This is a genomic window from Pseudoalteromonas sp. NCCP-2140, assembly GCF_023708065.1.
Taxonomy (GTDB): Bacteria; Pseudomonadota; Gammaproteobacteria; order Enterobacterales; family Alteromonadaceae; genus Pseudoalteromonas.
The window spans coordinates 17,057-43,441 of record NZ_BRCZ01000017.1 but is presented as its reverse complement, the minus strand read 5'-3'; the positions used below and the strand labels follow the sequence as shown (position 1 = coordinate 43,441).

The 26,385-nt window shown below is 38.7% G+C and carries 20 protein-coding genes; 14 read left to right on the top strand and 6 right to left on the bottom strand.

The window, feature by feature from the left end; all coding sequences use genetic code 11:
* Nucleotides 1-724: 724 nt before the first annotated feature.
* Nucleotides 725-1,570, bottom strand: a complete 846-nt coding sequence (locus NFU46_RS19525; protein ID WP_175080839.1) for a LysR family transcriptional regulator — start codon at nucleotides 1,568-1,570, stop codon at nucleotides 725-727.
* A 124-nt stretch (nucleotides 1,571-1,694) separates the two neighbouring features.
* Here NFU46_RS19525 and NFU46_RS19520 point away from each other — a divergent pair, with 124 nt between their 5' ends.
* The 4 genes from NFU46_RS19520 to gcvP all read left to right on the top strand — a co-directional run bounded on the left by NFU46_RS19520 (nucleotide 1,695) and on the right by gcvP (nucleotide 7,319).
* Entirely contained in the window at nucleotides 1,695-2,294 is a 600-nt protein-coding gene (locus tag NFU46_RS19520) for a hypothetical protein (RefSeq protein ID WP_251604203.1), read from the top strand.
* A 180-nt stretch (nucleotides 2,295-2,474) separates the two neighbouring features.
* Nucleotides 2,475-3,557 (top strand): glycine cleavage system aminomethyltransferase GcvT, encoded by a 1,083-nt coding sequence (gene gcvT, locus NFU46_RS19515; protein ID WP_251604200.1) that lies wholly within the window; start codon nucleotides 2,475-2,477, stop codon nucleotides 3,555-3,557.
* A gap of 51 nt (nucleotides 3,558-3,608) precedes the next feature.
* Complete coding sequence (gcvH, locus tag NFU46_RS19510; protein ID WP_054551324.1) at nucleotides 3,609-3,998, top strand: glycine cleavage system protein GcvH; 390 nt, start codon at nucleotides 3,609-3,611, stop codon at nucleotides 3,996-3,998.
* A gap of 429 nt (nucleotides 3,999-4,427) precedes the next feature.
* On the top strand, nucleotides 4,428-7,319 hold the full coding sequence (gene gcvP / locus NFU46_RS19505) for an aminomethyl-transferring glycine dehydrogenase (RefSeq protein WP_054551325.1): 2,892 nt from the start codon (nucleotides 4,428-4,430) through the stop codon (nucleotides 7,317-7,319).
* A gap of 148 nt (nucleotides 7,320-7,467) precedes the next feature.
* On the opposite strand, the gene NFU46_RS19500 is transcribed toward gcvP, so the two are convergent.
* The 5 genes from NFU46_RS19500 to NFU46_RS19480 form a co-directional block, all read right to left on the bottom strand.
* On the bottom strand, nucleotides 7,468-9,528 hold the full coding sequence (locus tag NFU46_RS19500; protein WP_251604197.1) for a hypothetical protein: 2,061 nt from the start codon (nucleotides 9,526-9,528) through the stop codon (nucleotides 7,468-7,470).
* Nucleotides 9,528-9,968: a hypothetical protein gene (locus NFU46_RS19495; protein WP_251604194.1), complete on the bottom strand. Its 441-nt coding sequence runs from the start codon at nucleotides 9,966-9,968 to the stop codon at nucleotides 9,528-9,530. Before NFU46_RS19495 ends, NFU46_RS19500 begins: the two co-directional genes overlap by 1 nt.
* A complete protein-coding gene (locus NFU46_RS19490) occupies nucleotides 9,965-11,089 on the bottom strand; it encodes a hypothetical protein (RefSeq protein ID WP_251604191.1) in 1,125 nt (374 codons plus the stop codon). The genes NFU46_RS19495 and NFU46_RS19490 overlap by 4 nt, the downstream gene beginning before the upstream one ends.
* The gene (locus tag NFU46_RS19485; protein WP_251604188.1) at nucleotides 11,086-12,069 is read right to left on the bottom strand and encodes a ComEC/Rec2 family competence protein; all 984 of its coding nucleotides are present in this window, start codon (nucleotides 12,067-12,069) and stop codon (nucleotides 11,086-11,088) included. Before NFU46_RS19485 ends, NFU46_RS19490 begins: the two co-directional genes overlap by 4 nt.
* Before the next feature lie 159 nt (nucleotides 12,070-12,228).
* Entirely contained in the window at nucleotides 12,229-12,567 is a 339-nt protein-coding gene (locus tag NFU46_RS19480) for a hypothetical protein (protein ID WP_251604185.1), read from the bottom strand.
* 414 nt (nucleotides 12,568-12,981) lie between these two features.
* Here NFU46_RS19480 and NFU46_RS19475 point away from each other — a divergent pair, with 414 nt between their 5' ends.
* The 10 genes from NFU46_RS19475 to NFU46_RS19430 all read left to right on the top strand — a co-directional run bounded on the left by NFU46_RS19475 (nucleotide 12,982) and on the right by NFU46_RS19430 (nucleotide 26,278).
* On the top strand, nucleotides 12,982-13,386 hold the full coding sequence (locus NFU46_RS19475; RefSeq protein WP_251604182.1) for a hypothetical protein: 405 nt from the start codon (nucleotides 12,982-12,984) through the stop codon (nucleotides 13,384-13,386).
* A complete protein-coding gene (locus tag NFU46_RS19470) occupies nucleotides 13,387-14,211 on the top strand; it encodes a TnsA endonuclease N-terminal domain-containing protein (RefSeq protein WP_251604179.1) in 825 nt (274 codons plus the stop codon).
* Nucleotides 14,208-16,391, top strand: a complete 2,184-nt coding sequence (locus NFU46_RS19465; protein ID WP_251604176.1) for a hypothetical protein — start codon at nucleotides 14,208-14,210, stop codon at nucleotides 16,389-16,391. The genes NFU46_RS19470 and NFU46_RS19465 overlap by 4 nt, the downstream gene beginning before the upstream one ends.
* Complete coding sequence (locus tag NFU46_RS19460) at nucleotides 16,381-17,832, top strand: ATP-binding protein (protein WP_251604174.1); 1,452 nt, start codon at nucleotides 16,381-16,383, stop codon at nucleotides 17,830-17,832. The genes NFU46_RS19465 and NFU46_RS19460 overlap by 11 nt, the downstream gene beginning before the upstream one ends.
* Nucleotides 17,825-18,787, top strand: coding sequence for a TniQ family protein (locus NFU46_RS19455; protein WP_251604171.1), 963 nt, complete (start codon nucleotides 17,825-17,827; stop codon nucleotides 18,785-18,787). The genes NFU46_RS19460 and NFU46_RS19455 overlap by 8 nt, the downstream gene beginning before the upstream one ends.
* On the top strand, nucleotides 18,784-20,232 hold the full coding sequence (locus NFU46_RS19450) for a TnsD family transposase (RefSeq protein WP_251604168.1): 1,449 nt from the start codon (nucleotides 18,784-18,786) through the stop codon (nucleotides 20,230-20,232). The genes NFU46_RS19455 and NFU46_RS19450 overlap by 4 nt, the downstream gene beginning before the upstream one ends.
* 1 nt (nucleotide 20,233) lies before the next feature.
* Nucleotides 20,234-20,410: a hypothetical protein gene (locus NFU46_RS19445; RefSeq protein WP_251604165.1), complete on the top strand. Its 177-nt coding sequence runs from the start codon at nucleotides 20,234-20,236 to the stop codon at nucleotides 20,408-20,410.
* A gap of 84 nt (nucleotides 20,411-20,494) precedes the next feature.
* On the top strand, nucleotides 20,495-22,762 hold the full coding sequence (locus NFU46_RS19440; RefSeq protein ID WP_251604163.1) for a TerB N-terminal domain-containing protein: 2,268 nt from the start codon (nucleotides 20,495-20,497) through the stop codon (nucleotides 22,760-22,762).
* 4 nt (nucleotides 22,763-22,766) lie between these two features.
* Complete coding sequence (locus tag NFU46_RS19435) at nucleotides 22,767-24,086, top strand: ATP-binding protein (RefSeq protein WP_251604160.1); 1,320 nt, start codon at nucleotides 22,767-22,769, stop codon at nucleotides 24,084-24,086.
* The gene (locus NFU46_RS19430; RefSeq protein WP_251604157.1) at nucleotides 24,083-26,278 is read left to right on the top strand and encodes a DEAD/DEAH box helicase; all 2,196 of its coding nucleotides are present in this window, start codon (nucleotides 24,083-24,085) and stop codon (nucleotides 26,276-26,278) included. The genes NFU46_RS19435 and NFU46_RS19430 overlap by 4 nt, the downstream gene beginning before the upstream one ends.
* Nucleotides 26,279-26,385: the final 107 nt, after the last annotated feature.

Genomic DNA, 26,385 nt, shown 5'->3' with positions numbered 1-26,385 from the left:
AAACATGTAAAATAATGCGAATCAATCCTATTTGTAATAAAACAGGTCTGAACTGTAAGTTTATGAAATCAATCAAATATAATGAATATAGTAGTATTGTAATACTAGCCTGAGGTTTTGAGTGGTGTTAAGTAAAACTTAACAGGTCGGAGCCATCAGCTCGTAGGTTGGGTAGAGCGAAGCGAAACCCAACGTTTGGAGCCATCAGCTATCAGCTATCAGATTAAAAGTTAGCGAGTTAGCAAGTTAGCGAGAGTAAAGGGGAAAGTTTGCGAGATGCGAGTTGTAGGAGGCGTTTTAACGCCGAAAAAATGGAGATATTAGATATCATTGGTTAGAAGTTAGATTGTGCCTGCACATAGTTAAATTGAAATGCTCATCCGTAGGCGTGAAATTTATTTCGCGCGATGAACATAAGAGCTATCAGCTTTCAGCCGTCAGCTATCAGATTGAAAAGTTAGCAAGTTAGAAAGAGTAAAGAGGAAAGGTACGAGTTCCGAGGAACGAGATGCGAGTTGTAGGAGGCGTTTTAACGCCGAAAAAAGTCGATTTGGTAGGGAGCCCTCTTTACGAATCTAAAACTAGCACCTAGCACCGTAGGCGTGAAATTTATTTCGCGCGATGATCTATTTAAAACGTGTCATGTAAACAGAACGACTACATATTTCATTTACTACGCGATATAAAATCGCTGCTACAATCTCGCTAACTCGCTAACTCAAACCTACGTCAAACGCAAGGCGATGAACTCGGCGAGTTTGTCTACGGCGGTGCCGGGGTCGTCGGTGCGTTTAATTAAACTAATACCGATTTGACCAAGCTCGGGGAGGTCTTTGGTTTGCAGTTGGTAGTTAAGCTCATTCGGTACGGTGCTTTTTGAGAGTACCGTAATGCCTAAGCCTTCTTTTAATGCTGCTGTTAGGCCGGTTAAGTCGGCATTACTGTAAGCAATGCGGTATTTAATACCCGCACTTTGTAGTGCCTCGATTGCGCGGCGACGATATATACATCCCTCAGGGGCGGTTACAAGGGTTACCACATCGTTCTGTGCAAGGTTTAAATCACCCACCCATACTAGTTGGTCTTGCATAAAAATAGGGAACTTAGCTGATTCGAGCTCTTCGTTTAATGCCAATACTAAATCGAATTGATCTTGGCGCGAGACCGACAATAAATGTTTACTCAAACGAGAGCGCACTTCGAGCGATACGTCAGGATAGAGGGCCACGAAGTCACCTATGATCGAAGGTAAAATACGTGCGGCAAATTCACTGGGGATCCCCAAGCGCACTTTACCGGTCACGTTTTCGCTGGTGAACTGCTGCAAAATGGCATCATTTTGTTGCAGCATTTGCTTAGCTAATGGCATAAGCAATTCGCCGTATTGATTAAGCACTTGGCGCTGGCCTTGCTTTTTAAACAGCTTATGGCCCAGCATATCTTCAAGGCGCTTTATTTGTAAGCTCACAGCCGGTTGCGATAGCCCTAATAATTCACCCGCTTTGGCAAATCCGCCAACTTCAACAACAGTGACTAAAGTACGTAAACTATCGGTAGAAATGTTTTTCATTAAAAAATTCTATTTATAGGGCTATGTATATAAGCATTATTTATCAATTGATAAATAATTACAATTTGTTGTTGCCAGCACGGCGCAATATACTTCAAGCATTAACGATTGATAGGTGTCACATATGACTTTTACGCCAATAATGTTTGCTCGCCACAGCCAAGCTGAAACCCCAGCAGACAACGTGCTACAAGCTAATAGCGATACTGCCATTATGGATTTTAGTGGCACTGAAGCAATCCCATTTTTAACGGCTATTTTAGGTCTTGATATTAATAAGCTAACCGCCAGCGGTTTAGGCTTACGTAGTTCATTAGACGATGACCTAACAAGCAGCTACGCTTATGCCCTGTATTACTTTAACGAAACTGCATTTCGTTTTGTATTAGGTAAAGATGCCAGCGTGCAATTACAGTCGCTTATTAATGAGCAACAACTACGTTACGACATTGATTACGTAATGCGTGACGATTTAAGCGCGCTAACCCTAAGTGGTGAGCAAGCGTTTGATGCCTTGGTCGACAGCTTTAAGCTAACGCCGGGGCTGCGTTTATCAGACATGCGCAGCTGCTATGGTGCACAAAGCGGTGAGGTATTTATTACCGCCATAGATAACCAAGCAACACAGCAATTTCAGCTGGTGGCGCGCCAAGCTGAGCTTGATAAATGGCGAACGCACTTACAGCAGCTCGGCTTTGATTTAGCCTTAGCCAACGTTGCTTAAAAGATAAAATTTTTAAAACAGCTACGCACTTGGGTGTTTAGCTGTTTTTTAGTTACAAAATCGCAATTTGGGTGTGACAACTGTGCAACTAATGTATAATCGCCGCCCATGTTATTCCCCCTCATTAAATTGAGGCCACGCCCCACAACTTGTGGGTTAATTTAAAAGTGAAGGAATATTATGACTTCTAAAACAGTTTTACATGCTAAGCACCTTGAAGCTGGCGCAAAAATGGTTGATTTCCACGGCTGGGAAATGCCAATCAACTACGGCTCACAAATCGAAGAGCATAATGCGGTTCGCACAGATGCAGGTATGTTTGACGTATCTCACATGACTATTGTCGATATTCAAGGCGAGCAAGCACAAGCGTTCTTACGTAAGCTAGTTGCAAACGACGTTGCTAAGTTAACTGTACCGGGTAAAGCACTTTACACAGGTATGCTTAACGAAGAAGGCGGCGTAATCGACGACCTAATCATCTACTTCTTCTCAGAAACGAACTACCGTTTAGTAGTTAACTCAGCAACACGTGAAAAAGATTTAGCGCATTTAGCTAAATTTTCGGCTGATTTCGCCGTAACGGTTACTGAGCGTCCTGAGTTTGCAATGATTGCCGTTCAAGGCCCTAATGCACGTGCTAAAACAGCAACAGTACTTAACGCAGAGCAACAAGCTGCTGTTGAAGGTATGAAGCCTTTCTTTGGTGTGCAAGCAGGTGATTTATTTATTGCGACAACAGGCTATACTGGCGAAGATGGTTATGAAATCGTAGTGCCTAACGATCAAGCTGCTGATTTATGGCAACAACTTCTAGACGCAGGCGTAGCGCCAGCGGGTCTAGGTGCACGTGATACGTTACGTCTTGAAGCGGGTATGAACCTTTACGGCCTAGATATGGACGAAAGTGTTTCTCCACTTGCTGCAAACATGGCGTGGACAATCGCATGGGAGCCAGAAGATCGTAAGTTTATCGGTCGTGAAGTATTAGAGCAGCAACGCGCTGATAAGAGCACAGACAAACTAGTTGGTTTAGTGCTTGAAGAAAAAGGCGTATTGCGTAGCGGTTTAAAAGTCATCGTTGAAGGTGGTGAAGGGGTGATTACCTCTGGTACATTCTCACCAACCCTTGGTCACAGTGTTGCGCTAGCACGCGTTCCGCGTTCAACTGGCGAAACAGCCCAAGTAGAGATGCGTAAAAAACTGGTTAACGTTAAGGTTGTTAAACCTTGCTTTGTACGTAACGGCAAATCAGTTATCTAAACTATAAAAAATTTGGTGTTATCACCCAATATAAACCAAAGGAACAAAAAGATGAGCAATATCCCAAGCGAATTAAAATATGCTACTTCACACGAGTGGGTTCGCGACGAAGGTGACGGTACGTTTACTGTAGGTATCACTGAGCACGCACAAGAACTTCTTGGCGACATGGTATTCGTTGAATTACCAGAAGTTGGTGATGAAGTTGACGCGGGTGAAGACTGCGCAGTAGCTGAGTCTGTAAAAGCAGCATCAGACATCTACGCACCAATCGGCGGTGAAATCGTTGCAATCAACGAAGAGCTTGAAGATTCGCCTGAAACAGTAAATAACGACCCGTACACTGACGGTTGGTTATTCCGTATCAAAGCATCTGACACATCAGAGCTTGATAACCTGTTAGACGCTGAAGGCTACGCTAACACAATCGACGAAGACTAATTAATTAGTCACGCCGACTAAAAGCCCCAGAGATACCCAAACCACTTGAATATACAAAATTCAGTGGGAATTTAAATTGCTTTTGGCAAGGCGACTGATTGAAGATCTAGTGGGCTAAATCGAAATCAGTTAACGCAGAATAAAGCAATTTAAAACCCACCGTTCCGGGGCGTGTGAGCAATATCACTTCATCGTTATATTGATTTAAAAGGGAATGCCATTCCTGCATCAATATGCCTTGAATTGAAAATGCTCACATCGCCCTGAATAAAGTATTATCAAGCGGTTTGGGTATCCAGTTGGGGCTTTTATGATTTTATAGCTTACTTTTCCATACGCTGTAAGTTACTGAATCAACCTGTTTTTAAGTTATTGCCAGTTACCCATTGGCAGTAACCACTTTTTTTTGGATCATAGGAATCTGGACAAATGTCAAACGCCAAATCTCTTGAACAATTAGAGCAAAAGCAAGATTTTATTCGCCGTCACATTGGGCCAAGCCCAGCGCAAGTAAGCGACATGCTGAGCGCTCTTGGAGTATCGAGTGTTGAAGAGCTGATCGGTCAAACGGTACCTGCAAGCATTCGCTTAGAGCAAGGTTTATCAATTGGCGAAAGCCGCACTGAAGTTGAAACACTAAGCTACTTAAAATCAGTAGCAAGCAAAAACAAAGTGTTCAAATCATACATCGGTCAAGGCTACCACCCAACTCACGTACCACACGTAATTTTACGTAACGTACTTGAGAACCCAGGCTGGTACACTGCGTATACACCATACCAACCAGAGATTGCACAAGGTCGTTTAGAATCATTATTAAACTTCCAGACTATGACCCTAGACCTAACTGGTCTTGATTTAGCAAGCGCGTCATTACTTGACGAGTCAACGGCTGCTGCAGAAGCAATGGGCCTTGCAAAGCGTGTTGCTAAAGCTAAAAAAGCTAACATCTTCTTCATTGCTGATGACGTACACACGCAAACTATCGACGTTGTTGCTACACGTGCAGACCAGTTTGGTTTTGAAGTAGTTGTTGGTCCTGCAAGCGAAGCGGCTAATCATGAGATTTTTGGTGCATTATTCCAATACCCATCAACAACCGGTGAAATCACTGACGTAACTGACCTAATCGCACAAGTACAAGACAAAAAAGCGATTGCCTGTGTTGCTGCAGACATCATGAGCTTATTAATGCTTAAAGCACCAGGTAAACTAGGTGCAGACGTAGTACTTGGTTCAGCACAGCGTTTTGGTGTACCTATGGGTTACGGTGGTCCACACGCTGCATTCTTCGCAACACGTGACAAGTACAAGCGTTCACTACCAGGTCGTATTATCGGTGTTTCTAAAGACCGTTTAGGTAACGATGCACTACGTATGGCAATGCAAACACGTGAACAACACATTCGTCGTGAAAAAGCCAACTCAAACATCTGTACAGCGCAAGTACTACTAGCGAACATGGCAGCGTTCTACGCGGTTTACCACGGTCCACAAGGCCTTAAAACTATCGCTGAGCGTATCCACCGTTTTGCAGACATCTTAGCGGCAGGCTTAAAAGCGAAAGGTGTAAACCTTAAGCACGACACATGGTTCGATACACTGACTGTTGTTGCAGATAACAAAGACGAAATCGTTGCACGTGCAGTAGAGCACGGTGTTAACTTTGCGTCTAACCGCGCAGGTGAATATTCAATTTCTGTATCAGAAACAACAACCCGTGCAGACGTAGCTGAGTTATTCGACATCATCTTAGGTGAAGATCACGGCCTAAGCGTTGATGCACTTGCAAACGAAATCGAAGTAAACGGCAGCAACTCAATTCCTGCAAGCCTAGTACGCGATGACGAAATTTTAACGCACCCTAACTTCAACTCGTACCACAGCGAGACTGAAATGTTGCGTTACATCAAGCGCCTAGAGAACAAAGACTTAGCGCTTAACCACTCAATGATCTCATTAGGTTCATGTACAATGAAACTTAATGCGACAGCTGAGATGATCCCAATCACTTGGCCTGAGTTTGCAAACTTACACCCATTCTGCCCACTTGATCAGGCAGCGGGTTACCAAATCATGATGACAGAGTTACATGATTGGTTAGTAAACATCACAGGTTACGATGCAGTTTCACTACAACCTAACTCAGGTGCACAAGGTGAATACGCAGGCTTAATCGCGATTCGTAAATACCACGAGTCACGCGGTGAAGGTCACCGTAACGTATGTTTGATCCCAAGTTCAGCGCACGGTACAAACCCAGCGTCTGCACAAATGGCAAGCATGAAAATCGTGGTTGTTGACTGTGATAAAAACGGTAACGTTGATATGGCAGACCTTAAAGCGAAAGCCGAAGAGGTATCTGAAAACCTATCTTGTATCATGATCACTTACCCATCTACACACGGTGTTTACGAAGAAACAATTCGTGAAATCTGTGACATCGTGCACCAGCACGGCGGTCAAGTGTACATGGACGGCGCAAATATGAACGCGCAAGTAGGTGTTACAAGCCCAGGTTCAATCGGTTCTGACGTATCGCACCTTAACCTACACAAAACATTCTGTATTCCACACGGTGGTGGTGGTCCAGGTGTTGGCCCTATCGGTGTTAAATCTCACCTAGCGCCATTTATGCCTAACCACAGCGTAATTAATGTTGCTGGCACAAACATCGGTAACGGTGCGGTTTCTGCTGCTCCTTACGGCTCAGCAGCTATTTTACCAATCTCGTGGGCATACATTGCCATGATGGGCTCTGAAGGCTTAAAACAAGCAACAGAAATGGCTATCGTGAACGCTAACTACTTATCTGAGAAGCTAAGCGAGCACTACCCAATTTTATACCGTGGCCGTAACAACCGCGTTGCGCACGAGTGTATTGTTGACCTACGCCCAATCAAAGAGCAAACAGGCGTTACAGAAATGGACGTAGCTAAACGTCTACAAGATTACGGCTTCCATTCACCAACTATGTCATTCCCAGTAGCTGGCACGCTAATGATTGAGCCAACTGAGTCTGAGTCTAAAGTTGAGATCGACCGTTTCATCGAAGCAATGGTGTCAATCAAGTCAGAAATCGACCGTATCGCATCTGGCGAATGGTCAATTGAAAACAACCCGCTAGTGTTTGCACCACACACACAAGCAGACGTACTAGGCAATGAGTGGGATCGTGCATACGACCGTTTCTACGCAGCATTCCCTGTACCAAGCGTAGCAAAAGACAAATTCTGGCCTACAGTAACCCGTATAGATGACGTATACGGCGACCGTAACCTAGTTTGTTCATGCCCAGCGGTTGAGACATACCGTGACTAAGGTTTGATTAATGTCGATGCTTAATTAAGTTTGTGAACGTTTTAATATAGTTTGTGACTTAGAATTAAGTTTGTGACAAAACTAAGAATTTAAAAGGTGAGCCTAGTGCTCACCTTTTTTGTTTGTGAAATATTCATATTATCTCATGTCAAAAATTATCGATCTTAAATTTTTTGACTAACTTTTCCTTGTCTATATCAATATCAATTTCATTGATGTTATTTAGGTCACTTGTTAATTCTTCTAATGTAAACGTATTTTCTTTTTCTCCTTTTCCATAACCTTTATTAAGTTTGGAGATGGCTAAGATTATTTGCTTATTAGAAAAAGCCTTTGAGCTTGAGCTATCCAGTAACATTCTCATTGAGTCTAAACTCATTGCATGTTGCCCCGGTTCATCAAAAATTATCAAACCGGGATGAGTTTGAGATATATTTAAAAGAGATAGATAAAACGCCCATTCCGATCTTATAAAGTCACTAGCGGAAGACGCAAGCCTTATTGGTTGATCTGTTTTTGTTGTTGAATTGAAAATACTAGGCATCGCCTTGTAAGGATCTTTATCTTTAATATTCACTTTGTAAATATCATTACTTGTGTAGTGGAACTTAGTTAGGTAATTTCTAAATTGTTTTTGGAAACTTTCTAGTTTTATTTTATCACTTTTAAAAGTTGTATTAATGTCTTTGATTTCTGAAGAAATGTCTAAAATGTTTTTATTGATTAGAAACATATCTTCCTTGAATTTATCGAATTCAAGCATTAATGATTCAAGTCTTTTAACTTCTGTTGATAGTATTATCTCTGAATAAATCTTCTCTCTAGAATTAACCAACAGCGCATTCGAATTCAAATCTCTATCAATACTATTTAATTGAGTTTTAATCTCAAAAATTAAATTTGAGTAGTAATTTTTTTCTTTGATGAAGTCTTCTTCAAAATCAGCAGAACTGGTGAGGTATGAATTGACCATTGAAATTTTACTATCTATAAAATTTATAGAATTTTCAAAGTGTGCATCAGTTATATTATGGCTTGAAATGTCGATTCTTAATGTTGTATCGCATAGCGGACAACTATCAGCAGCAGCAAGCTCTTGAACAACCGAATCTACTTTTTTGGCACCTACAATATTCTGGCGTTCTTCCTTTAGTTTAGCTAGATAAGATTTGTAACTATCTAGTTTTACCTTTTCTGAAGTGTACTCTCGTTCTAAAGTAGACTTAATCCTGTTTAACTTTAATAGTCTAAGTTTTAGTTCTTTTCGTTTAGTATTTAGCTTATCAAGGTCTTTTCGTTTTTCAGATGAACGATTCTCATTTTTCAGTGAAGTAAGTTCTTTCCGTTTATTTTCGAATATTTTCTTTATATCTTCCCATGCTCCATCATTGTTGATCTTCAGTTGAATCTTCTTTGGTGCATTTACACCCATTTTAAAATATTTTTTAGTCAATCCGTCTATTTTATATGAAAGTTGAAAGTCAAATCTTTCGAACTTCTCAACTCTATTGCCCCACTGTTCTATTAATATATTTTTCTTTGTTGTGAGCTTATCTTTTTCTAAATCATTTTCTAAACATTCTAGTTGCAGTAGGTATTCAACAAGCTTTCGTTTAGGATCTTTGATGTTGAATGACGGCATTTGCGAAAAAAAATCAGACCAACCTTTTGTTTGTTCTACGAAGCAAGCAGAAAACAAGTTTTGTAAATATATAGTGTGTTTACCTGTTTCTTTCTCGGTCGGTAGAGAGATATTAATAAAGTTCTCTAACCATCGGTAAAAACCCTTTTGATGGTCGTGGTCTGATACCGAGTGAAGAAAATAGTCTTGAACTTTGTCATTTTCTGTTATTGAAATTCTATTTTTACTTCTATTTTCTTCTGAATAAGCTATGCGTTCGAGTTTTGCTACATCACCTTTTTCGTTTTCAATTGTTAACGTAATAATTGATTCAATGATATTGAAAGATTTGTCAGCAATTGTGAACTCACTAGTGATACACTTATCTAAAAGGCTGTTTTTGCTGCCCATTCCAAGCAATTGTTCCATACCAAGGTTGTAGTATATGCAGGAAAGAACGCTCGATTTACCAGTGGAATTCTGTCCCTTAATTATATTCAAACCCTTTTTGAGTTCATACCTGAAACCGTATGGCTCCAAAGAGTTTCTTACATAAATTTTGGAGGATATTTCATTTATTATTAACATTAGAAAACAATCCTTGATTTTTCGAAGTTTGAGGTTGAAATATTTTTACAAAGCTCAGCAATTTTATTATTTAGACTGTGAAAACTTTCTATTTCTAGAATATTCTTAAGGGAAGACTCACCCTTTTCAGATAGTGAAAATCTAACCTTATTATTTATATTGCTCTGAAGAATAATGCTATTTTGACTCAAGAGAATTAACTTTCTTTTCAGCTCGTTATCAACTTTCCAAGGAGGAATAGTAAACTTAGGTAATCCATTATATGAGCGATTACAAATGGCTAAATCGAAAAGAAAGTGCAATTTATCCATATGAATATACCGAGCTGAGCCAGATGTGGAATGATGAATTAGCATTAGAACTAGTACAACTTGATAGTTATCAAGTTCCCTTAAATTGATAAAGCTTTGAAAAGGTTTTTTTTCTATATGAATAGTCATTTTTTTGTGAACCTTAAGTGACAAACTGCCATCCATGTTGCAACGTTGTGATGGGCTATTTTTTTACGGTCTGTTGCACTAAAGGCAAATTCAGACAAATCTTCTTTGATGACTTCTAAGTGATTGTCACCTACCTTTTTATAATGTTTGAGCGCTTCACTAGCATTAGTTACATGCTCATGCATACAGTCACGTTCTGCTGTTGTAATTACCTCTTTGTATGCTTCCGCGAGCATTGAATCAGTTTCAATGTTGTTTTTGACAATTTCGTCACCGATCATTATTTTTTCAAGTTCGATAGGGATATATTTTTCATAATACTCTCCATGAATTACTTTGAGTTTATCCACTAAGTTCTTATAGTATCCCTTATTTTCTGGTAATTCTTTCCACTGGTTTACCCATTCTGAAAATCTCTCTTTCTTTAACAATTCCTTGTTATAATTAATTAATTTATGATTTCCATCAAAATTATTACTATCTAGCATTTCTAAATTATCAATAATTTCGACTAAAGGCGTAATACTTCGTATGGCAAGTAAACTACCTACACCTTTGTTTGGAACTCTTGTCAAAACTCCATGAATAATGGCTTCCCCGTCATTCGAATTTAATATGATAGGGCTTCCTGAGATTCCCTCCATAGCGGCAGCTCCATGTTCGTCTTCATCAAAGTTATTGAATGAATTATTTGGAGCTTTGTACATGTATTCGTTATCTTTTATGGTGTCACTGTAGCTCAGAGGTTCAAGAAAGTAAGCGTCCTTCAAGAGAGAAGCTTTAATAAAGGTTAAAGAGGTTAATCTTGAATTAGTAATTGTATTTGATAGAGAAAATGAGCTGAATTGCTTTGCATCTTCCCAAATACGAAATAGAGCTAAATCATTAGCTTCTGCAAATTCTTGTGTTGATAGCAGCTCAAACTCTTTAATTGGGATATTTTGTAATGTTTTCAGTGAAAGTTGTTTTTTCTTATTAAAGGACTTCCCAAAAACGACATGACCTGCTGTTATGCAAAATAACTTTTCTTCTATTGCTAACAGTAATCCACAACCCACGTGAATTTCATTTTCCTCAAATAATATAAAGTTGGTTTTGATTTTATTCTTTAGTTGAGTCATTGTATTTCCAGCGATTGGGAATGAATTAAATTAATAGCAAAACCGTTAGGTACGTTTTTCATTTCAATCCTGTCGGCTACTTTTTTGTAGTTGAATATAATGTCGCAGCTCTCATGTCCTTTCTTAATGCATGATTCAACTATTTTTGAAATTGTTGAAGGTGATGGGTGTCCGTAATTTCTTGGACCATTTGTTGAAATAATAAATCTAGTACAGTCAATTTTATCAAGTAGTCTTAAAGTGGTGTTAAATTTACTTCCATGATGCGATATTTTGACACAATCAAATTTCGTAGTGTCTTTTAAGTTATTGCAGATAGAATCTGGATGCGAATCGGATAAAAAAAGTATTCTTCTACCCATATATGACAATATGAAAGAGATGGAACTAGCATTGACTATATCGTTCTCTAAGGATTTTTTGTGCTCTTCATGTTTAACGGAAAAATCAACTATTATCGGCTCTGACGAAACCAAGTCTTCGCTTTTATCTAAGTTGGTATGAAATTGAATTTCTTTCCAGTTGTTAGATAGTGCCGCTGCTAATTCTTTTGTTGGGTTTAAAATTTCAAATTTTACATCTTGTATTTCTAGAATATCGTCTGTGTTTGCTCCGTGTATTTTAAATCCATTTGCATTTAGTATGTCGCTTAGCCGATCACCATCATCATATGACACCATATCTTGGACTGATGCCTTTACATTAATTAAGTCTGGATGATTCATAAAAACAGGAACTTCTTTAGAGATCAATTGCTTATGGTTTGAGAAGAGTTTAACTAAACCTCCGATATGATCTCTATCGACATGGGTTATGAAAATGCCTTTTAATTCTTTATCTGTCTGTTGTAGATACTTCTTTAAATGTTTACTTGTACTTTTTGTACCTCCATCAATTATGAACGCACTTAATCCGCATTCAACAATAAATGAATCTCCTGTTTTACCCTCTAAAAGTATTAATTTTAAGCTTTCTTCCATGTTGCTAAATCCCGATTCCTATGGATGAAAATAAAAGTGCAAATTTATCAAGAGATTACAGTGTTTTATAATTTAAGTCCATTTATGCAGTATCAGAAACTAATTATGTACGTTCTAATGGAGTCACTACTTTTTCATGTTATTGGATTAGTTACTGAATTAATGAAGTGCCCTGTTTGTGATCAAATTGAATCGCATGATCTGCTCTGGCGAGAATCCATTACGTAATAACTCAAAGTCACGAAAATCTATCGCTGCATCTGTTCCAGCACCCTGAAGTACATAGATACTACCGCTGTGTGTTTCAATAATACCCCTGTTAAGATCACACTTTTCGATCCGAGAGGTGGTGACATAATCATGTTGAGCAAACCTACAAGTTTGGTCATCTAGTACAAAGCCATATAAAACTTTACCCACGAACGTATTATCGTCATTTTTATCATAGCGGTCATACACGGAAACAATAATCCAATCGTAAACGGTCGTTGTTGCCATAATAAGCTCGCTCTAGTGTTGGTTTTCGTAAATCCTAGCTCAGTATTTTTTAAAAATATAGGCAAAAGCATGGACGTAATATGGATTATTTGCATTTAGATAATTTCATATCTTTGCTCTGCTTTTTAATTTCAAACACGAATCGAAAAAAATCATAAAAATTTTTATGAGTGGGTTTCTAGTTTATTTTGTTCTGAGTTGCCTCTAATAAATAATTTATATAAAAATATATGTAAATCAAATCCTATTAAAACAATAGGTTAGTGAGTTGTAAAATAATAAACACTAAAATAAATATATAATTTAGCATTTATTAATTATCTTAAAAAACAATGTGTTATGTCATTTGTGTTCTTGATTTTTGTGTTTGTGTGTTCTATTTGTTTTAAGTGATTAAAAACCTAAGGTGAAATCATGAATACACTCAAACTAAGCGAACATTCTTTTTCTAGTCTTAAGCAATTATGCCGAAGCGTTATCACTCACTCTCAACTTAACGTAAAAATGTTACCTCAGTGCTTAGATACTGACATGATCTCGAAAGACACTCTGTTTGATAAAATGCAAAGTGTTATCACCTTAAACCAAATCGATAGCATTTTAGTGCCATACAATTCCGTTTCAAGGGTATTAACAACTCCGCTATATGGGATTTTGAAAGATTTAAACTTAACCATTCTCTATGAAGAAAAAACTGAGGATGGAAACACCTACATCACTACTTTAGACCGTCATATTCCAGTGGTTCTTAATGAAATAACTATTGCTGGACGCATCTATCAGGTAAGACATGGTTTCAATAATCGCTGGGTAAAGTAAATGAAACAGCGAATTATTACAGAAGAGATAGTTAAAAGTATCGACAAGTGGAACGCTGAGTTGGAAAGGCGTGGGCGCCACCATCCTTGGGTAACCGTTAAAGATGTTAACAAGGTTGGTCGTCGTCACTTGCACAGATGCCCGAAGCAAAAACGTGAGATACACCTGTTAAGTGATGGTGAAAAGCGAGCTTATAAAGTTTTAGTTTGGCGACCAGATACCTTGTTAGTCAAAGAGCAAGTCCCGTTGGATCTTAACGAAACACTAGATATTGCGAATGAGCTTGGATTTTTGCATTCGGGAGATTACAAAACTAAAGCTGCACACGTTATGTCCACTGATTTTTATACTGAGCATGTTATTTTTAATAGCGGAGAACTAGTAAAACGGGCATACAATTTTAAGTATTGGAATCAGCTTTGGACAATTGATGACAACGGTAGGCTTAAAAAAAAGCATTACCGAGTATGGCAGAAAATTGAAATTGAGAAGATTTATTGGAAGCGTAGAGGAATAAAACTCTTTCTCATATCAGAGCGAGAAGCAACGAAGTTGATATGTTGGAACCTTGATTGGTTTGCTACTGAAGCTAATGCCATTGTATCTGACAGCGAAAAACTAGAGTTTAGCCAAGCCTTTTATGACTCTTGGTATGAAAATAAATTTCTTAACTGTGTAGACCACATTATTAATGCTGGAAACCAACTTTCGTTAGACTTTAAGCGCAGTCAAACCGTGTTTAAGCAAGCTGCGCTTCACCGCATACTAAAGCTAGATTTAACTCAGCGTATTTTCCTTCGTGAGCCTTTGAAGGTACTGCCATGATCCATGTGAACATGCATATCTTCAATAAACCTTTAAATGTCTCGTTGCGCGTTTGCGCAATCAATATAAGAGACTCACTTGCTGCTGTTGCAGATATGACATGGGCTAAAGAAAATGCTAATGCGAGAAAGCCTAAAATTTACAAATTTGACGACCTTTATAAGCTTGCAGAACAAAGTGGTTATGAAGTTGAAGACTATAAATTGCCTGTGGAAATGGGGTACTCAGAAGACAGACTAATAAGAGAAAAAAAGCAACATTGGATAAAGAAACGAGATGCCCGATTTGAAGTCGTTGAGTCTTTAGTTAGCACGACAAATATAGAGCTATATCTGTTTGGTGATGGTATCGGCATTCAAATACGTGAGTTGATCAACTCAACAGGTCCATATAAAACTGCTGGGGCTTACTACAATATCATCAATCGTTATATTGTATGGGGCTGTAATAAAAATGCCTTACTCCCTGTGGGGTTAAAGAACGTTGGTAGTAACTATTTTTGGCCTGAAGAACACGGTCCTGAAAATGTTAAACGAGGTTGCGGAAAATCAGACAATTCAAAAACAGATTCAAAATCACGTGGAGTTACAAAGCAAGACAAACGTAATTTTTTAACCACTATAAAATTACTAAAAAAAGAGAAGATCAAACTAACACCCGCCAATTTTGATATTGGTTACCGAAAATACTTTGAAAAAATCACCGAGTATATTGAAACACCTTATGGAACTCGTAAACACGTATCAACGGTAGACGAAGAAGATCAACTTTCTGAATCTCAACTTAGTTACCACTTCAACTTATCACTTTCGATGAAAGACAAGCTTAAGAATTGGCACGGTCATGTCACATACGAAAAAGACTATGCTGATAGACAGGGGATTTCACGAGACGGAGTAATCGGCCCGTCATTTCGATATGAAATAGATGCAACCGTTTTAGATATCTACGTTCGTTACCCCTACGATACTACGGGGCGTTTCTCTATGGGGCGGCCTGTCCTTTATCTTGTTATTGATGTCTACTCAACTGTCGTGGTGGGAATGTACATTGGCTTTCACGGCCCTGATTGGACCGGAGCAAGCGAAGCAATGATCAATGCCTTTTCAAATAAAGTTGAGTTTGCTGCACGATACAGTATTGAACTGAAGGACGAAGATTGGCCATGTCATCATATTTGTTATGAGCTAACCGTTGACAATGGAGTTGAGTATTCTTTAGGTCATATGTCGGGCGTCTTAAAAAGTAGCGTTGCAGCCATTGAAACCGTTAATTATGTTGCTGTTTTCAGAGGCGACTGTAAAGGGATTGTAGAACGTAAGTTTGGCGTAATTGCCAATGAAGTTGTTAAGCATGAACCCGGAAACCTAAAGGATTTCAAGCGCGAAGATATACACCCAAGCAATGAGTCCCTATGGGATATCAAATCTTTATATGCCGCCATTATCTTAGAAATCAAATATCACAACAATAATGCTGACAGACTTCACTTGCATGACTTTCGCATGGCATCTGAGCTTCATGGGATCACTCCGCTAGATATTTGGAAGTCCAATATTGATGAAGAAATGAATGGTGGTCGTCCAACTGTTCCAGAACGAATGTCTGATTATATTTGGCCGTTTATGGCTGAGATAGTAGTCACTGTTCGAGGAGATGGTGTTTATTATAAGCGCGAAGCATACCACTCAGACTATGCTAAACAAGCGAATTGGTACACCAAAGCCAAACTTGAAGGCGCATTCCCAGCAACGTTTAGACGAACATTAGCGTCTGCATCATTCATTATCTATCAAACTACAGATGGGGAATATGTTCTTTTTTTCTTAAAGTCTTCTACTAATAAACCCCACCGCTTTAGCAACCAACCTTGGGAGGTGGTCGAGCATCGTAAGAGTCAAGAAAAGTCAATAAGGAACCGTCTTAAAGTAATGCAACGTCTTGAGAAACTAAAAAAAGACTCCGAAGTTGATGATTTAAGAGACTTAAATCTTAAGCAAATTGAAGAAGCACTGAAAACAACGACTAAGGCTCCACAGAAAGGTGTAAAGGAGCGCAGGGCGGAACAAGGTGAGATAGACAAATTAAATATTGCAATCCAGATAGCCGAGCAATTCAGTGGTGGTATTACTGAGTTTATTGCAAATGACAGTATGGACGAGGATGATTATGAGTTTTGAGAAATTTGCACCTAAAAGGGTGGATGCTAATTATCTGACACATGACGATAAAACCCTAAACAATAACCCCCTAACAGAAGCATTGCGAGTTATTGAAGATGAAAGCGAGATATTAAAACAGCTTACCTATATACCTGAAATGCAGCCTAACTTTTGGCAATTGAATAACATCTACAAGAAAACACAATTGAGTCAATTGCTTGAAATATTTGTACCTCACTCAACTTTAACTCCCTTTTTATATTATGAATTTATTGAACAAATACTATGCAACTACAAGCACAGAAATCCTTTTTCAGCTAACCAAAATAGATTAACAATGACTATTGCAGAGAAAGTGAAAGAGGAAGATTATTTGCCTGTTTTATCAAATATTCCCGGTATTACAACTGCTCAGTCTAGTCTTATTTCAGGAGCTTCTGGCGTAGGAAAAACATTAACTATTCGCAATATATTATCGTTGATCCCACAGGTCATTGACCATACAGAGTATCAAGGTAAGCCATTCAAGAAGCCCCAAATAGTTTGGTTGAGCTTTGATTGCCCGGCAACAGCGTCACCAAAGGCGTTAGCGCTTTCTTTTTTTAGAGCTTTAGATGCTGCGTTGGGCGAGCCTAAATATGCTCCCAAATATCAAAATAGAGATCGCATTGGCGTTGAACATCTTTATGGCGTAATGCAACAACTTGCAACGAAATACCATATCGGTCTTATTCATTTCGATGAGCTTCAGTTTTTCTTAAAATTTATTAAATCGTCGAATTCTCCTAACTTACAGATTATTGAAAGTTTGTTTAATAAATTGGGAATCCCAGTATTTTTGAGTTGTACCCCAGAGGGGACTGTGCTTTTTGATCCGATTGAGGATGAGCCAAATGAAATGCCAAAAATACAAACGCTTAGAAGAATGATTAGTGAGCGAGAGGATCACTTTTCCCCATATAGGATGGGAAGCAAGGAATTCGATAAACTCTTTGAGGCATTTTATCAAACAAGTATATGTATAAATGGCATAAAGCCTAGTGACGAGTTTAAAGCGTATTTTCATTACTTAACTGGTGGTTTGCAATCGATAATCACGCGTCTTGCGCGGCTCCATATAAAGAAAATGATAATTCGTGCAGCCAATGACAAGCATAATGTTGAACGCATAGATGATAGAGCCGTATTGGATGATATATTCAAAAGACAGTTTCATCGCTGGGGACCAGCATTAAAGCACTTACGCAAAAACAATCTAGTTGCATTTGAAAACTCAATACCCACGAAAGCCAATGGGCGACCAGATTACAATGATGATCAAGAACATCCCTCAAGCCAAGCTAATGAAGTTTCGGATAAAAAGCCTGTACGTGCCCCATCAATAAAAGGTACTGAGCAAAGTATAGATATTGATGAAGATGATGACATAAACATTGGGGGAGATCTTTTAAATGACTAATGAAATGTTATCCTTTTTCCCTCTCCCTGCACCCGGAGAACATATATTTAGTATTCTTGCTCGATATCATTATATGATTTTATCCTCACAGGATATGCAATTAACGATTCGAAATGTTTTTGGTGGCAGCAGGCAGATCAATCTAAAAGCAGCATGGAGACCAGAATTTGACAAGCTATGGTCATTTTATGGAGGCATTCTTGATCGTAAAGAGCTATTAACGTGGCACACCCCTTACTATTTTGACGCTAAATTTTTATTTACAGAACAATGTAATAACATCGAAAATAGAAAACTAGACCAAGCTTTAAGTTTTAACGGCACTACAAACATAACGCATTCTAAATATTGGCGCTGGTGTGAAATGTGTGTCGAAGACGATTATGACACACAAGGATTTCGGTACTGGCATACACAGCATCAAATTCCGTCTATGTTGATGTGTGCCAAACATAATTTTCCTTTATCGGGATTGTGCGCTCATTGTGGCTATTTCACTGCCAGTCTAGTCAAAATCCAACTGTCACCAAAAGGTAATGCCTGCCCCCGCTGTAGTATGAGAATCGAACCATCTCGTACTTCATTAAGCGATGAACAACATTGGCTCGAATGTTTTTCAAAAAATCTACTGGATTCAAAACGGTTAGGCTGTCGTGCAACTGTTGCCTCTATTCTTCGCTATGCATTAAATTGCCCAATGACTGAAAGTAGTCTTACAAAGGTTGATAGAACTCAGCTTAGACAAGCGCAGGACTATTTAAATCATTGGGTAGATAAAGGTGCGTACAAACCATATTTTTGCCTTGTGGATCATCAAGGTGGGAGACCGCCAAATCCATACTCGTTAAATCTCATTCACTTGATGTATCGAGACGGAAATTACCATCCTATTTGCTATTTAGCTGCGTTGACAGCTTTCTGTAGTAAAGAGGAAATATCACAGGCTTTGCTATGACTGCCTTTGCATGGGAGCAGATTTTTCCTGACGAAACATTATGCAGTTTCTTGTCACGACAAGTTATGGCGTCAGGGTTTCCTTCATGCCGAGTAGCGCAGCAATCTTTGTGGGGGAATCATAACTTACAGTTAAACACTAATTTTCCTAGTTTAATACCGTGGATTTCTGGCAACTTTGGCATACACCCAGTTGAGCTATTAGACAACCATACATGCCTAAACTACTTCAAGCCATATCTAGGTCAAACCAAATACGAGTTGGTAAAACAGGCATTGCTAACTGGTGATGTTGAGTTCGTACAAAAGTGGTTGGGAATAACATCAAACCGGGTGAAAGAGAGTGGAAGCCTGTACTATTGCCCTGAGTGTGTAAATGACGATTTGGAACAATATGGTGTGGCATATTGGCATCGGAAACATCAACTTTATGGATTGGTAACCTGCCCAGTACATGCTAAAGAGTTGTTGAAGATACAGGTCACGCGAAGAGAAGTATCGTTACCTCCACAACGGCATAATGAGATATTTGATGAAGGTGAGTTGCATCACAATCACTTTTCGAGTTTTAGCTATTGGGCACTTACTCAATCAGATATTGATATGTTTGATTATGAAAGGCTCACAAACTGTTATCGCATTGAGCTATTTAACAAAGAGTTTGCTTGCAAAAGCCTTAGGATTAGGCAGAAGTGTCTAAGAGAAGATTTGCAGGGGTATTATGCCGCAGAATTGAACCATGCTGCATGGCAAACGTTATTCGCAACCAACAAAACCTATCCTTATCCGTGCCAGCTTTTTTATAATTACCATGATTGCCACTTTCATCCAGCAAAACACTTAGCTTTGATGGCATATCTATTTTCTACACCAGATTCATTTCTATCAAAATATTACAGCGCCAACGAAGATTTAGAGGCACACTTTAACTCAAATACTTCAATTCGAGAGCGCAAAAACGATACCTTAAAAAGTAAGTTGATTTTGAGCCTGTTTAGCCAAGGCAAAAGTCTTCGCAACATTGCCAAGCAAGTAAAACTTAGTGTGACTGCCGTGAAATCAAAGGTTGTTGCTGGTGGCGGAAAAGTGAAAAGCCGCGCATCAAAAATTTTTGACAATGACCGCAGAGCGATATTGCACAAACTCATGATGGGCACCCCAACAAAGGATATTGCAAAAGGACTAAACTTAAGTACAGGCGCTATTGAACAAGTGTTGACCCAACACCCAGAACTTGTTGAACAGCGTAAGCACTTTCGTTTTAGAGCAAAACTAGTACATCACCGTAAATCGTTGTCCCTAGCAATGAAGAAGTTTCCTAGATACACACGCAATCAACTTAAAAACAAATTTAACGCCAGTTACATGTGGCTTTTTAAGCATGACAAAAACTGGCTGTATCGACATCTACCAACCCGCAAGCAATACAAAAAACCGGAGAAATAAAATGACCGATGAAAAAAGCGAATTTAATGTTAAAGGCATTCCTAAAGAGTTAACCATTGACAATGGTCCTAGCTTTCCCTTTTTAAGAGGAGATTACAAAAGTAAAGAAGAGCGAGTGGCAGTGCGAGAGAAAATGAAGCAAATGCAAGTACCTCACGAAGCTAGATTAAAGGAATGAAGTAAATTGGTAGTTGATTGGAAAGCAGATATATAAGTGGTAATCTGTTTTCTCTATTAAAACGATAATAATAAAGGGATTTGCATGGAATTACTCATATTTATCGCTGTTTGTTATGTTCTATACAAAGTATTTGGCAGTACAAAGCCAAAACCTAAACCTAAACATGAAGTTAAAGTAACCAATAGAAACCCAAAAGTAGTTCATACCAGTAATTCTAATCGCCATTTTGATGATGAAGAAGGCGAAGACGAACTAGTTACTTTCACGATTTCTTACGGTCATGAAGAAGAAAAGAGTAAAAATAGAACCCCCGGAAAATGGATTTCCGGCAATGAATCTATCAATCTTAACGGGGTTCAGTTACGCGGCAACTTTTACTATGGCGGTACATTAAAAGCTCTTGATAATGAGCGAAGCTATTTTAGCAATCAGGAAACTGAAGCATCACTAGTAGATGACTCTCTTAAAATTACTCCAGCAGATTTCTCTTATACAGATCAAAGTTTGGCTTATTGGCCTAAATTTATTTCCTTATCACCGAAAGCAAGAGGGGCTTACTTAAATTGGTTAGCTAGTGATAGAAATCACCCCGATGCTCCTATTGGTTATGTTTTTATTTATTTTTATGGTATTGAACGTCGAGTCATTCACGATGCAAATAGTAAGCAGGTTTTAGATAGCGAATATTTAGGACTGTTTGAAGAAGTGAGTCGTTTGAAAGAGGTTTACGGAGAGAGTCGATCATTTTTCAATTATGCAACTCGTTTAATTGAGTTCATGTGCCTACAACGCCCTGATGTTTGCAAGATTGATGCTGAAAGTTTTTCCTTCGCAAATGATTCACTATTGTTTAAATTTGAATTATCTAAAGTTGTGGCATCAGGACAACCAATTTCCCCACAACTGGCCTTGTCTTGGATTAAATTTTATCCAGAATATAGGTTTAGAACTCCTGCGAGAAGATGCGCAAAAGAATTTGCAGCTCTATTTAAAACTAGATATGCGGAAAAATATGGAAACGGCTTTGTTGTCAAGCCCAACAAAACAAAGCTAAATATCAGTTATTGGCCTGCCAGTAGCACGTTAAGTAGTGTGCAAATTAATCAAGACGACCTCCCCGATCCAAGCATGTTGAAAGGCCCAACCAATAAATTGATAGCCATCGCAGATGTGTGTACAGAAGAACTAGAACAATACAGCCGTTACCTTGGGAAAAAGGATACATCAAGAAATGACATAGCAGCATTACTTTTATTGCCAGACCAATTAATTAGTAGCAGTTCTTCGTCAGCATTAGCTAGTTTTAAAACTTGGGCAAACGATGCAATTCAGCATAATTCTGGCTTGGTATCGTTGAGTGACTTCTGGAAGATGACAGGTGAAAGTCTTCCTGAAAAGTTGAACAAAAAAGAAATGGAATTAATCCAAAACCTTGCCAGTAAGTCAGGATTTGGCTTTGCTCCTGATCCTCGTTATCACTACGCTAAACCCACACTTGATGGAAATTTGGTTTTATTTAGTGAAGGGCATGGAGACTACTTTGAGCCATCCAAGTCTTTTAACGAAGTAGCGATGGCTCTTAGACTAGGAGCTATGGTCGCGACAATCGATTCTCATGTGGATGAACATGAATTAACAGTGTTGCACCGCCTCATAGAACACGATTCAAAACTTTCGCCAACTGAGAAAAAGTCACTCAAAGCCTATGTTACTTGGCGACTAAATGCTCCAGCGAATATGAACGGATTGAAAACTAGACTGGAGAAGTTGGATGAAAAAGCTAAATCTTTAGTCAGCCATATTTTGGTTACTGTCGCTTTGGCAGATGGAAAAATTGATCCTACCGAGATCAAACAACTGGAAAAACTCTACGCTGCATTGGGTCTAGATAAATCACTTGTTACGAGTGATATTCATAATATTTCGTCAAGGAAATCTCTAGTTTCAACTCAAAAAGAATCAACACAAAGCCACGTTGAATCTTTTGCTCTTGATGAAGAGCTACTTGCTTTACATGAATCTGAAACTAGTGATGTACAAAGTATGTTAAGTGCAATATTTGTCGAGGATGACCCTTTAGTTGAAGAGAATAGTGTCGTAGAACCTGTTCAAGCTCAATCTAAAACAGGACTTGATAATAAGCATGAAAATCTCTACCAAGAACTTGCAACAAAAGATGTATGGGCTAGAAATGATGTTATTGAGTTATGTCGTAAGCTTGAGCTTATGCTTGATGGGGCTATAGAGACGATTAATGATTGGTCATATGAGGCAGTTGAAGCCCCTGTATTAGATGATGACGATGACATATATGTAGACTTAGAAATAGTCGAAGAATTAAAGGGATAATAATATGGTTTCAAAGCGTATTAGATCAAAAGAGCGAGATGCAATCATTCAATCATTGAAATCTGGCGTCACTCCTAAAATTGGCATTCAGCATATTCAAGTAGGTCGCTCAAAAGAGTTAGAAGCCCTTTACAGTGACATCGAAAAGATTTGTGATGGAGGCTCTGCTTTTAGATTAATTATAGGCGAATATGGTTCAGGTAAAACGTTCTTTTTAAGTGTTGTACGTTCAATTGCACTTGAGAAAAAGTTAGTAACTGTAAATGCTGACTTATCTCCCGACAGACGAATCCATGCATCAGCAGGGCAAGCTAGAAATTTATATTCTGAATTAATGCGTAACCTTTCAACTCGCAACAAGCCAGATGGAAATGCACTTACTAGCGTTGTTGAAAAGTTTATTACAGAGGCGGTAAAAGAAGCTGATGCTAAACAAGATAAAGTTTCAAATGTAATCCATAGTAGATTGGCATTGCTGTCTGAGCTAGTAGGAGGTTACGATTTCGCCAAAGTGATAGAAGCATACTGGAGAGGTCATGAGTATGACGACGAGCAGCTCAAAGCGAATGCAATTCGATGGCTAAGAGCCGAGTACTCCACAAAAACTGATGCTAGAAAGGATTTAGATGTTAGGACGATTATTTCAGATGCAACTTTTTATGACTCACTAAAACTTATGAGTCTATTTGTGCGTCAAGCAGGTTATGAAGGATTACTCGTTAACCTAGATGAAATGGTTAACTTGTATAAGTTGAATAGCACACAAGCTCGAACATCAAATTATGAACAAATATTAAGAATCCTGAACGACTGCCTGCAAGGAAGTGCTGAGCATTTGGGTTTCTTGTTGGGCGGGACACCTGAATTTTTATTAGACCCTAGAAAGGGATTATACAGTTATGAGGCTCTGCAATCTCGTTTAGCTGAAAACACTTTTGCTCAAAAAGCTGGTGTTATTGACTACTCCTCTCCCGCACTTCATTTAGCAAGCTTAACGCCAGAAGAGCTGTATATTCTCCTTAAGAATTTGCGCCACGTATATGCAAGTGGAGAGGTTGAAAAGTACCTTGTTCCTGATGATGCGTTGAAATCATTCTTGCATCATTGCAGTCAGACAATTGGTGATGCTTATTTTAGAACTCCAAGAAATACCATTAAAGCGTTTTTAGATATGCTAGCAGTAATGGATCAAAATCCAAATATACAGTGGTCTGATTTAGTTAAGAAGTTAACCGTCGAGGAAGAAAAACCAAGCGATCTAGATATTGAATTTCATGATGAGAGCGATGCAAAATCAGATGACTTGGCTAACTTTTCTTTATGATTGAAGCATACAAATTACTTGATCACAGAGTACAGAAGTGGCTTTTCAAACAAGGTTGGTCGGATTTAAGAGAAATTCAAAAGAAGGCTGTATCGCCAATTCTCGCAGGTAAATCTGATGTTCTGATCAGCGCTTCTACAGCGGCAGGTAAAACAGAAGCATTCTTTTTACCTGCTTGCAGCGCAATCGCTGATGACATCGATGGTTTCGGCATTTTGTATATCAGTCCTTTAAAAGCGCTAATTAACGATCAATATAGGCGACTTGAAAGTCTTTGCGATTTACTAGATATGTCAGTAGTTCCTTGGCATGGGGATAGCTCACAATCCCTGAAAAATAAAGCTAAAAAGAACCCTAGAGGCGTTTTATTAATAACACCAGAGTCTTTAGAATCTTTATTAATTAGAGACCCTAAGTGGGTAAAGAGTGCTTTTAGTAGTTTAAAATATATTGTCATTGACGAATTTCATGCTTTTATCGGCTCTGAAAGGGGTCATCAGTTGTTATCTCTCTTAAATAGAGTAGAGCACTTATTGGGAAGATATAGTAATCCGGTGCCAAGAGTGGCACTTAGTGCTACTTTAGGGGCGTTGGAAAAAGTCCCTCCCTTGCTTCGCCCTAATGGAGCGTTGCCTTGTGAATTGATTACAGATGAAAAGCATAAATCTCAACTAAGCATTAAAGTTCACGGCTATATAGAGTCAATAACTACTGAAGAAGATGACCAGCGTTATTCAGCAGAATACCAAATCTGCCAAAAGCTATTTAAACTGTGTCGGGGAGACTCGCATTTAGTATTCGCCAATAGCAGAAAGCGAACAGAAAGCATCGCGGTGCAGCTTAGTGATTTTTGTGAACAACAACTAGTACCTAATGAATTTTTTCCTCATCACGGGTCACTGGCTAAAGAAAGTAGGGAAGAGCTAGAAGCTCGCCTTCAAAAAGAAACGCTTCCAACTACCGCGATTTGTACAATGACACTTGAATTGGGTATTGATATAGGAAAGGTGAACTCAGTTGTTCAGGTTACAGCACCTCATTCAGTGTCAAGTTTAAGACAGAGAATGGGTCGTTCAGGTAGACGGGGTTCTCCCGCAGTTCTGCGTATGTTGATTGCTGAAAATGAATTAAATGAAAACTCTAATATTGTTGATTGCCTGCGATTAGAGCTAATTCAGTCATTAGCAATGATTAGATTATTGATAAGTAGCAAGTGGTTTGAACCTGCTGACAATCAATTAATGCACTTTTCTACTTTGCTTCATCAAGTACTAGCTTTAGTAGCCCAATGGGGAGGAATCAGGGCAGATCAACTATTTGAACTCCTTTGTAAGAATGGTCCATTTCAACATACAACAATTTCGCATTTCAAATCTTTGTTACAACATATGGGAAGCCAAGAATTATTAACACAAATCTCTAGCGGTGAACTTGTATTGGGGATTAAAGGTGAACGCTTAGTAGATCATTATTCGTTCTATGCCGTATTTAAAACGCCAGAAGAATATCGAATTATAGTCGGCAACAAAACTTTAGGAACATTGCCAATAGACTCTTTGGTATTGGAAGGTCAACATATTGTATTTAGCGGGCGTAGGTGGAAAGTTGCAGATGTCGATACCGAAAAGAAAACAATTCATGTTGAGAAAACCAAAGGCGGAAAACCACCCAAGTTTGGCGGGGAAGGCATGTCTATTCATAACCGTGTACGACAAGAAATGTTGCAAATCCTCACTGAAGGAGATTATAGAATTTCAGTTGGTGAACATAAAGTCGATTTTATAGATCCTCAGGCTAAAGTTCTTTTTGACGAGGCGGTTGACTATTTCCAGCAAACTAATTTAGCTGAAATTTGTGTTTTACAGCATGGTAAAACCACATGCATTTTTACTTGGATGGGCGACAAAGTAATTAATACTTTGGTGGCGCTGTTGAACAAACATGGTTTTGAAGTAGGTGCATTTGGCGGAGTGATTGAAGTTGAAAAGTCTAATGCGGAAGAGGTAAAACAATTTTTGTCCATGTTAAATGCTAAGGCATTACCTAGTGAGTCTGATTTAGCAGCTTCAGTTGTAGAAAAAAATATCGAAAAGTTTGATGAGTTTTTACCAAATGACTTATTGAACATTGGCTACGGTAGTAGAGCATTTGATATAGCTGATACGAAAAGCTGGTTGATTAATAATTGTTGAAGACTATCGAAGAAGTAAATAATGCTAAGTGATTTCTAGACCCAATGTGACAGTAGCTTTTTAGCGAATGGAGCTACGGGAAGTAGAAGATAAATATATTATTTAAG

What these genes read in the sequence shown, in the direction of transcription:
- NFU46_RS19525 (WP_175080839.1), bottom strand. Translation starts at nt 1,570, where the DNA reads ATGAAAAACATTTCTACCGATAGTTTACGTACTTTAGTCACTGTTGTT.
- NFU46_RS19520 (WP_251604203.1), top strand. Translation starts at nt 1,695, where the DNA reads ATGACTTTTACGCCAATAATGTTTGCTCGCCACAGCCAAGCTGAAACC.
- gcvT (WP_251604200.1), top strand. Translation starts at nt 2,475, where the DNA reads ATGACTTCTAAAACAGTTTTACATGCTAAGCACCTTGAAGCTGGCGCA.
- gcvH (WP_054551324.1), top strand. Translation starts at nt 3,609, where the DNA reads ATGAGCAATATCCCAAGCGAATTAAAATATGCTACTTCACACGAGTGG.
- gcvP (WP_054551325.1), top strand. Translation starts at nt 4,428, where the DNA reads ATGTCAAACGCCAAATCTCTTGAACAATTAGAGCAAAAGCAAGATTTT.
- NFU46_RS19500 (WP_251604197.1), bottom strand. Translation starts at nt 9,528, where the DNA reads ATGTTAATAATAAATGAAATATCCTCCAAAATTTATGTAAGAAACTCT.
- NFU46_RS19495 (WP_251604194.1), bottom strand. Translation starts at nt 9,968, where the DNA reads ATGACTATTCATATAGAAAAAAAACCTTTTCAAAGCTTTATCAATTTA.
- NFU46_RS19490 (WP_251604191.1), bottom strand. Translation starts at nt 11,089, where the DNA reads ATGACTCAACTAAAGAATAAAATCAAAACCAACTTTATATTATTTGAG.
- NFU46_RS19485 (WP_251604188.1), bottom strand. Translation starts at nt 12,069, where the DNA reads ATGGAAGAAAGCTTAAAATTAATACTTTTAGAGGGTAAAACAGGAGAT.
- NFU46_RS19480 (WP_251604185.1), bottom strand. Translation starts at nt 12,567, where the DNA reads ATGGCAACAACGACCGTTTACGATTGGATTATTGTTTCCGTGTATGAC.
- NFU46_RS19475 (WP_251604182.1), top strand. Translation starts at nt 12,982, where the DNA reads ATGAATACACTCAAACTAAGCGAACATTCTTTTTCTAGTCTTAAGCAA.
- NFU46_RS19470 (WP_251604179.1), top strand. Translation starts at nt 13,387, where the DNA reads ATGAAACAGCGAATTATTACAGAAGAGATAGTTAAAAGTATCGACAAG.
- NFU46_RS19465 (WP_251604176.1), top strand. Translation starts at nt 14,208, where the DNA reads ATGATCCATGTGAACATGCATATCTTCAATAAACCTTTAAATGTCTCG.
- NFU46_RS19460 (WP_251604174.1), top strand. Translation starts at nt 16,381, where the DNA reads ATGAGTTTTGAGAAATTTGCACCTAAAAGGGTGGATGCTAATTATCTG.
- NFU46_RS19455 (WP_251604171.1), top strand. Translation starts at nt 17,825, where the DNA reads ATGACTAATGAAATGTTATCCTTTTTCCCTCTCCCTGCACCCGGAGAA.
- NFU46_RS19450 (WP_251604168.1), top strand. Translation starts at nt 18,784, where the DNA reads ATGACTGCCTTTGCATGGGAGCAGATTTTTCCTGACGAAACATTATGC.
- NFU46_RS19445 (WP_251604165.1), top strand. Translation starts at nt 20,234, where the DNA reads ATGACCGATGAAAAAAGCGAATTTAATGTTAAAGGCATTCCTAAAGAG.
- NFU46_RS19440 (WP_251604163.1), top strand. Translation starts at nt 20,495, where the DNA reads ATGGAATTACTCATATTTATCGCTGTTTGTTATGTTCTATACAAAGTA.
- NFU46_RS19435 (WP_251604160.1), top strand. Translation starts at nt 22,767, where the DNA reads ATGGTTTCAAAGCGTATTAGATCAAAAGAGCGAGATGCAATCATTCAA.
- NFU46_RS19430 (WP_251604157.1), top strand. Translation starts at nt 24,083, where the DNA reads ATGATTGAAGCATACAAATTACTTGATCACAGAGTACAGAAGTGGCTT.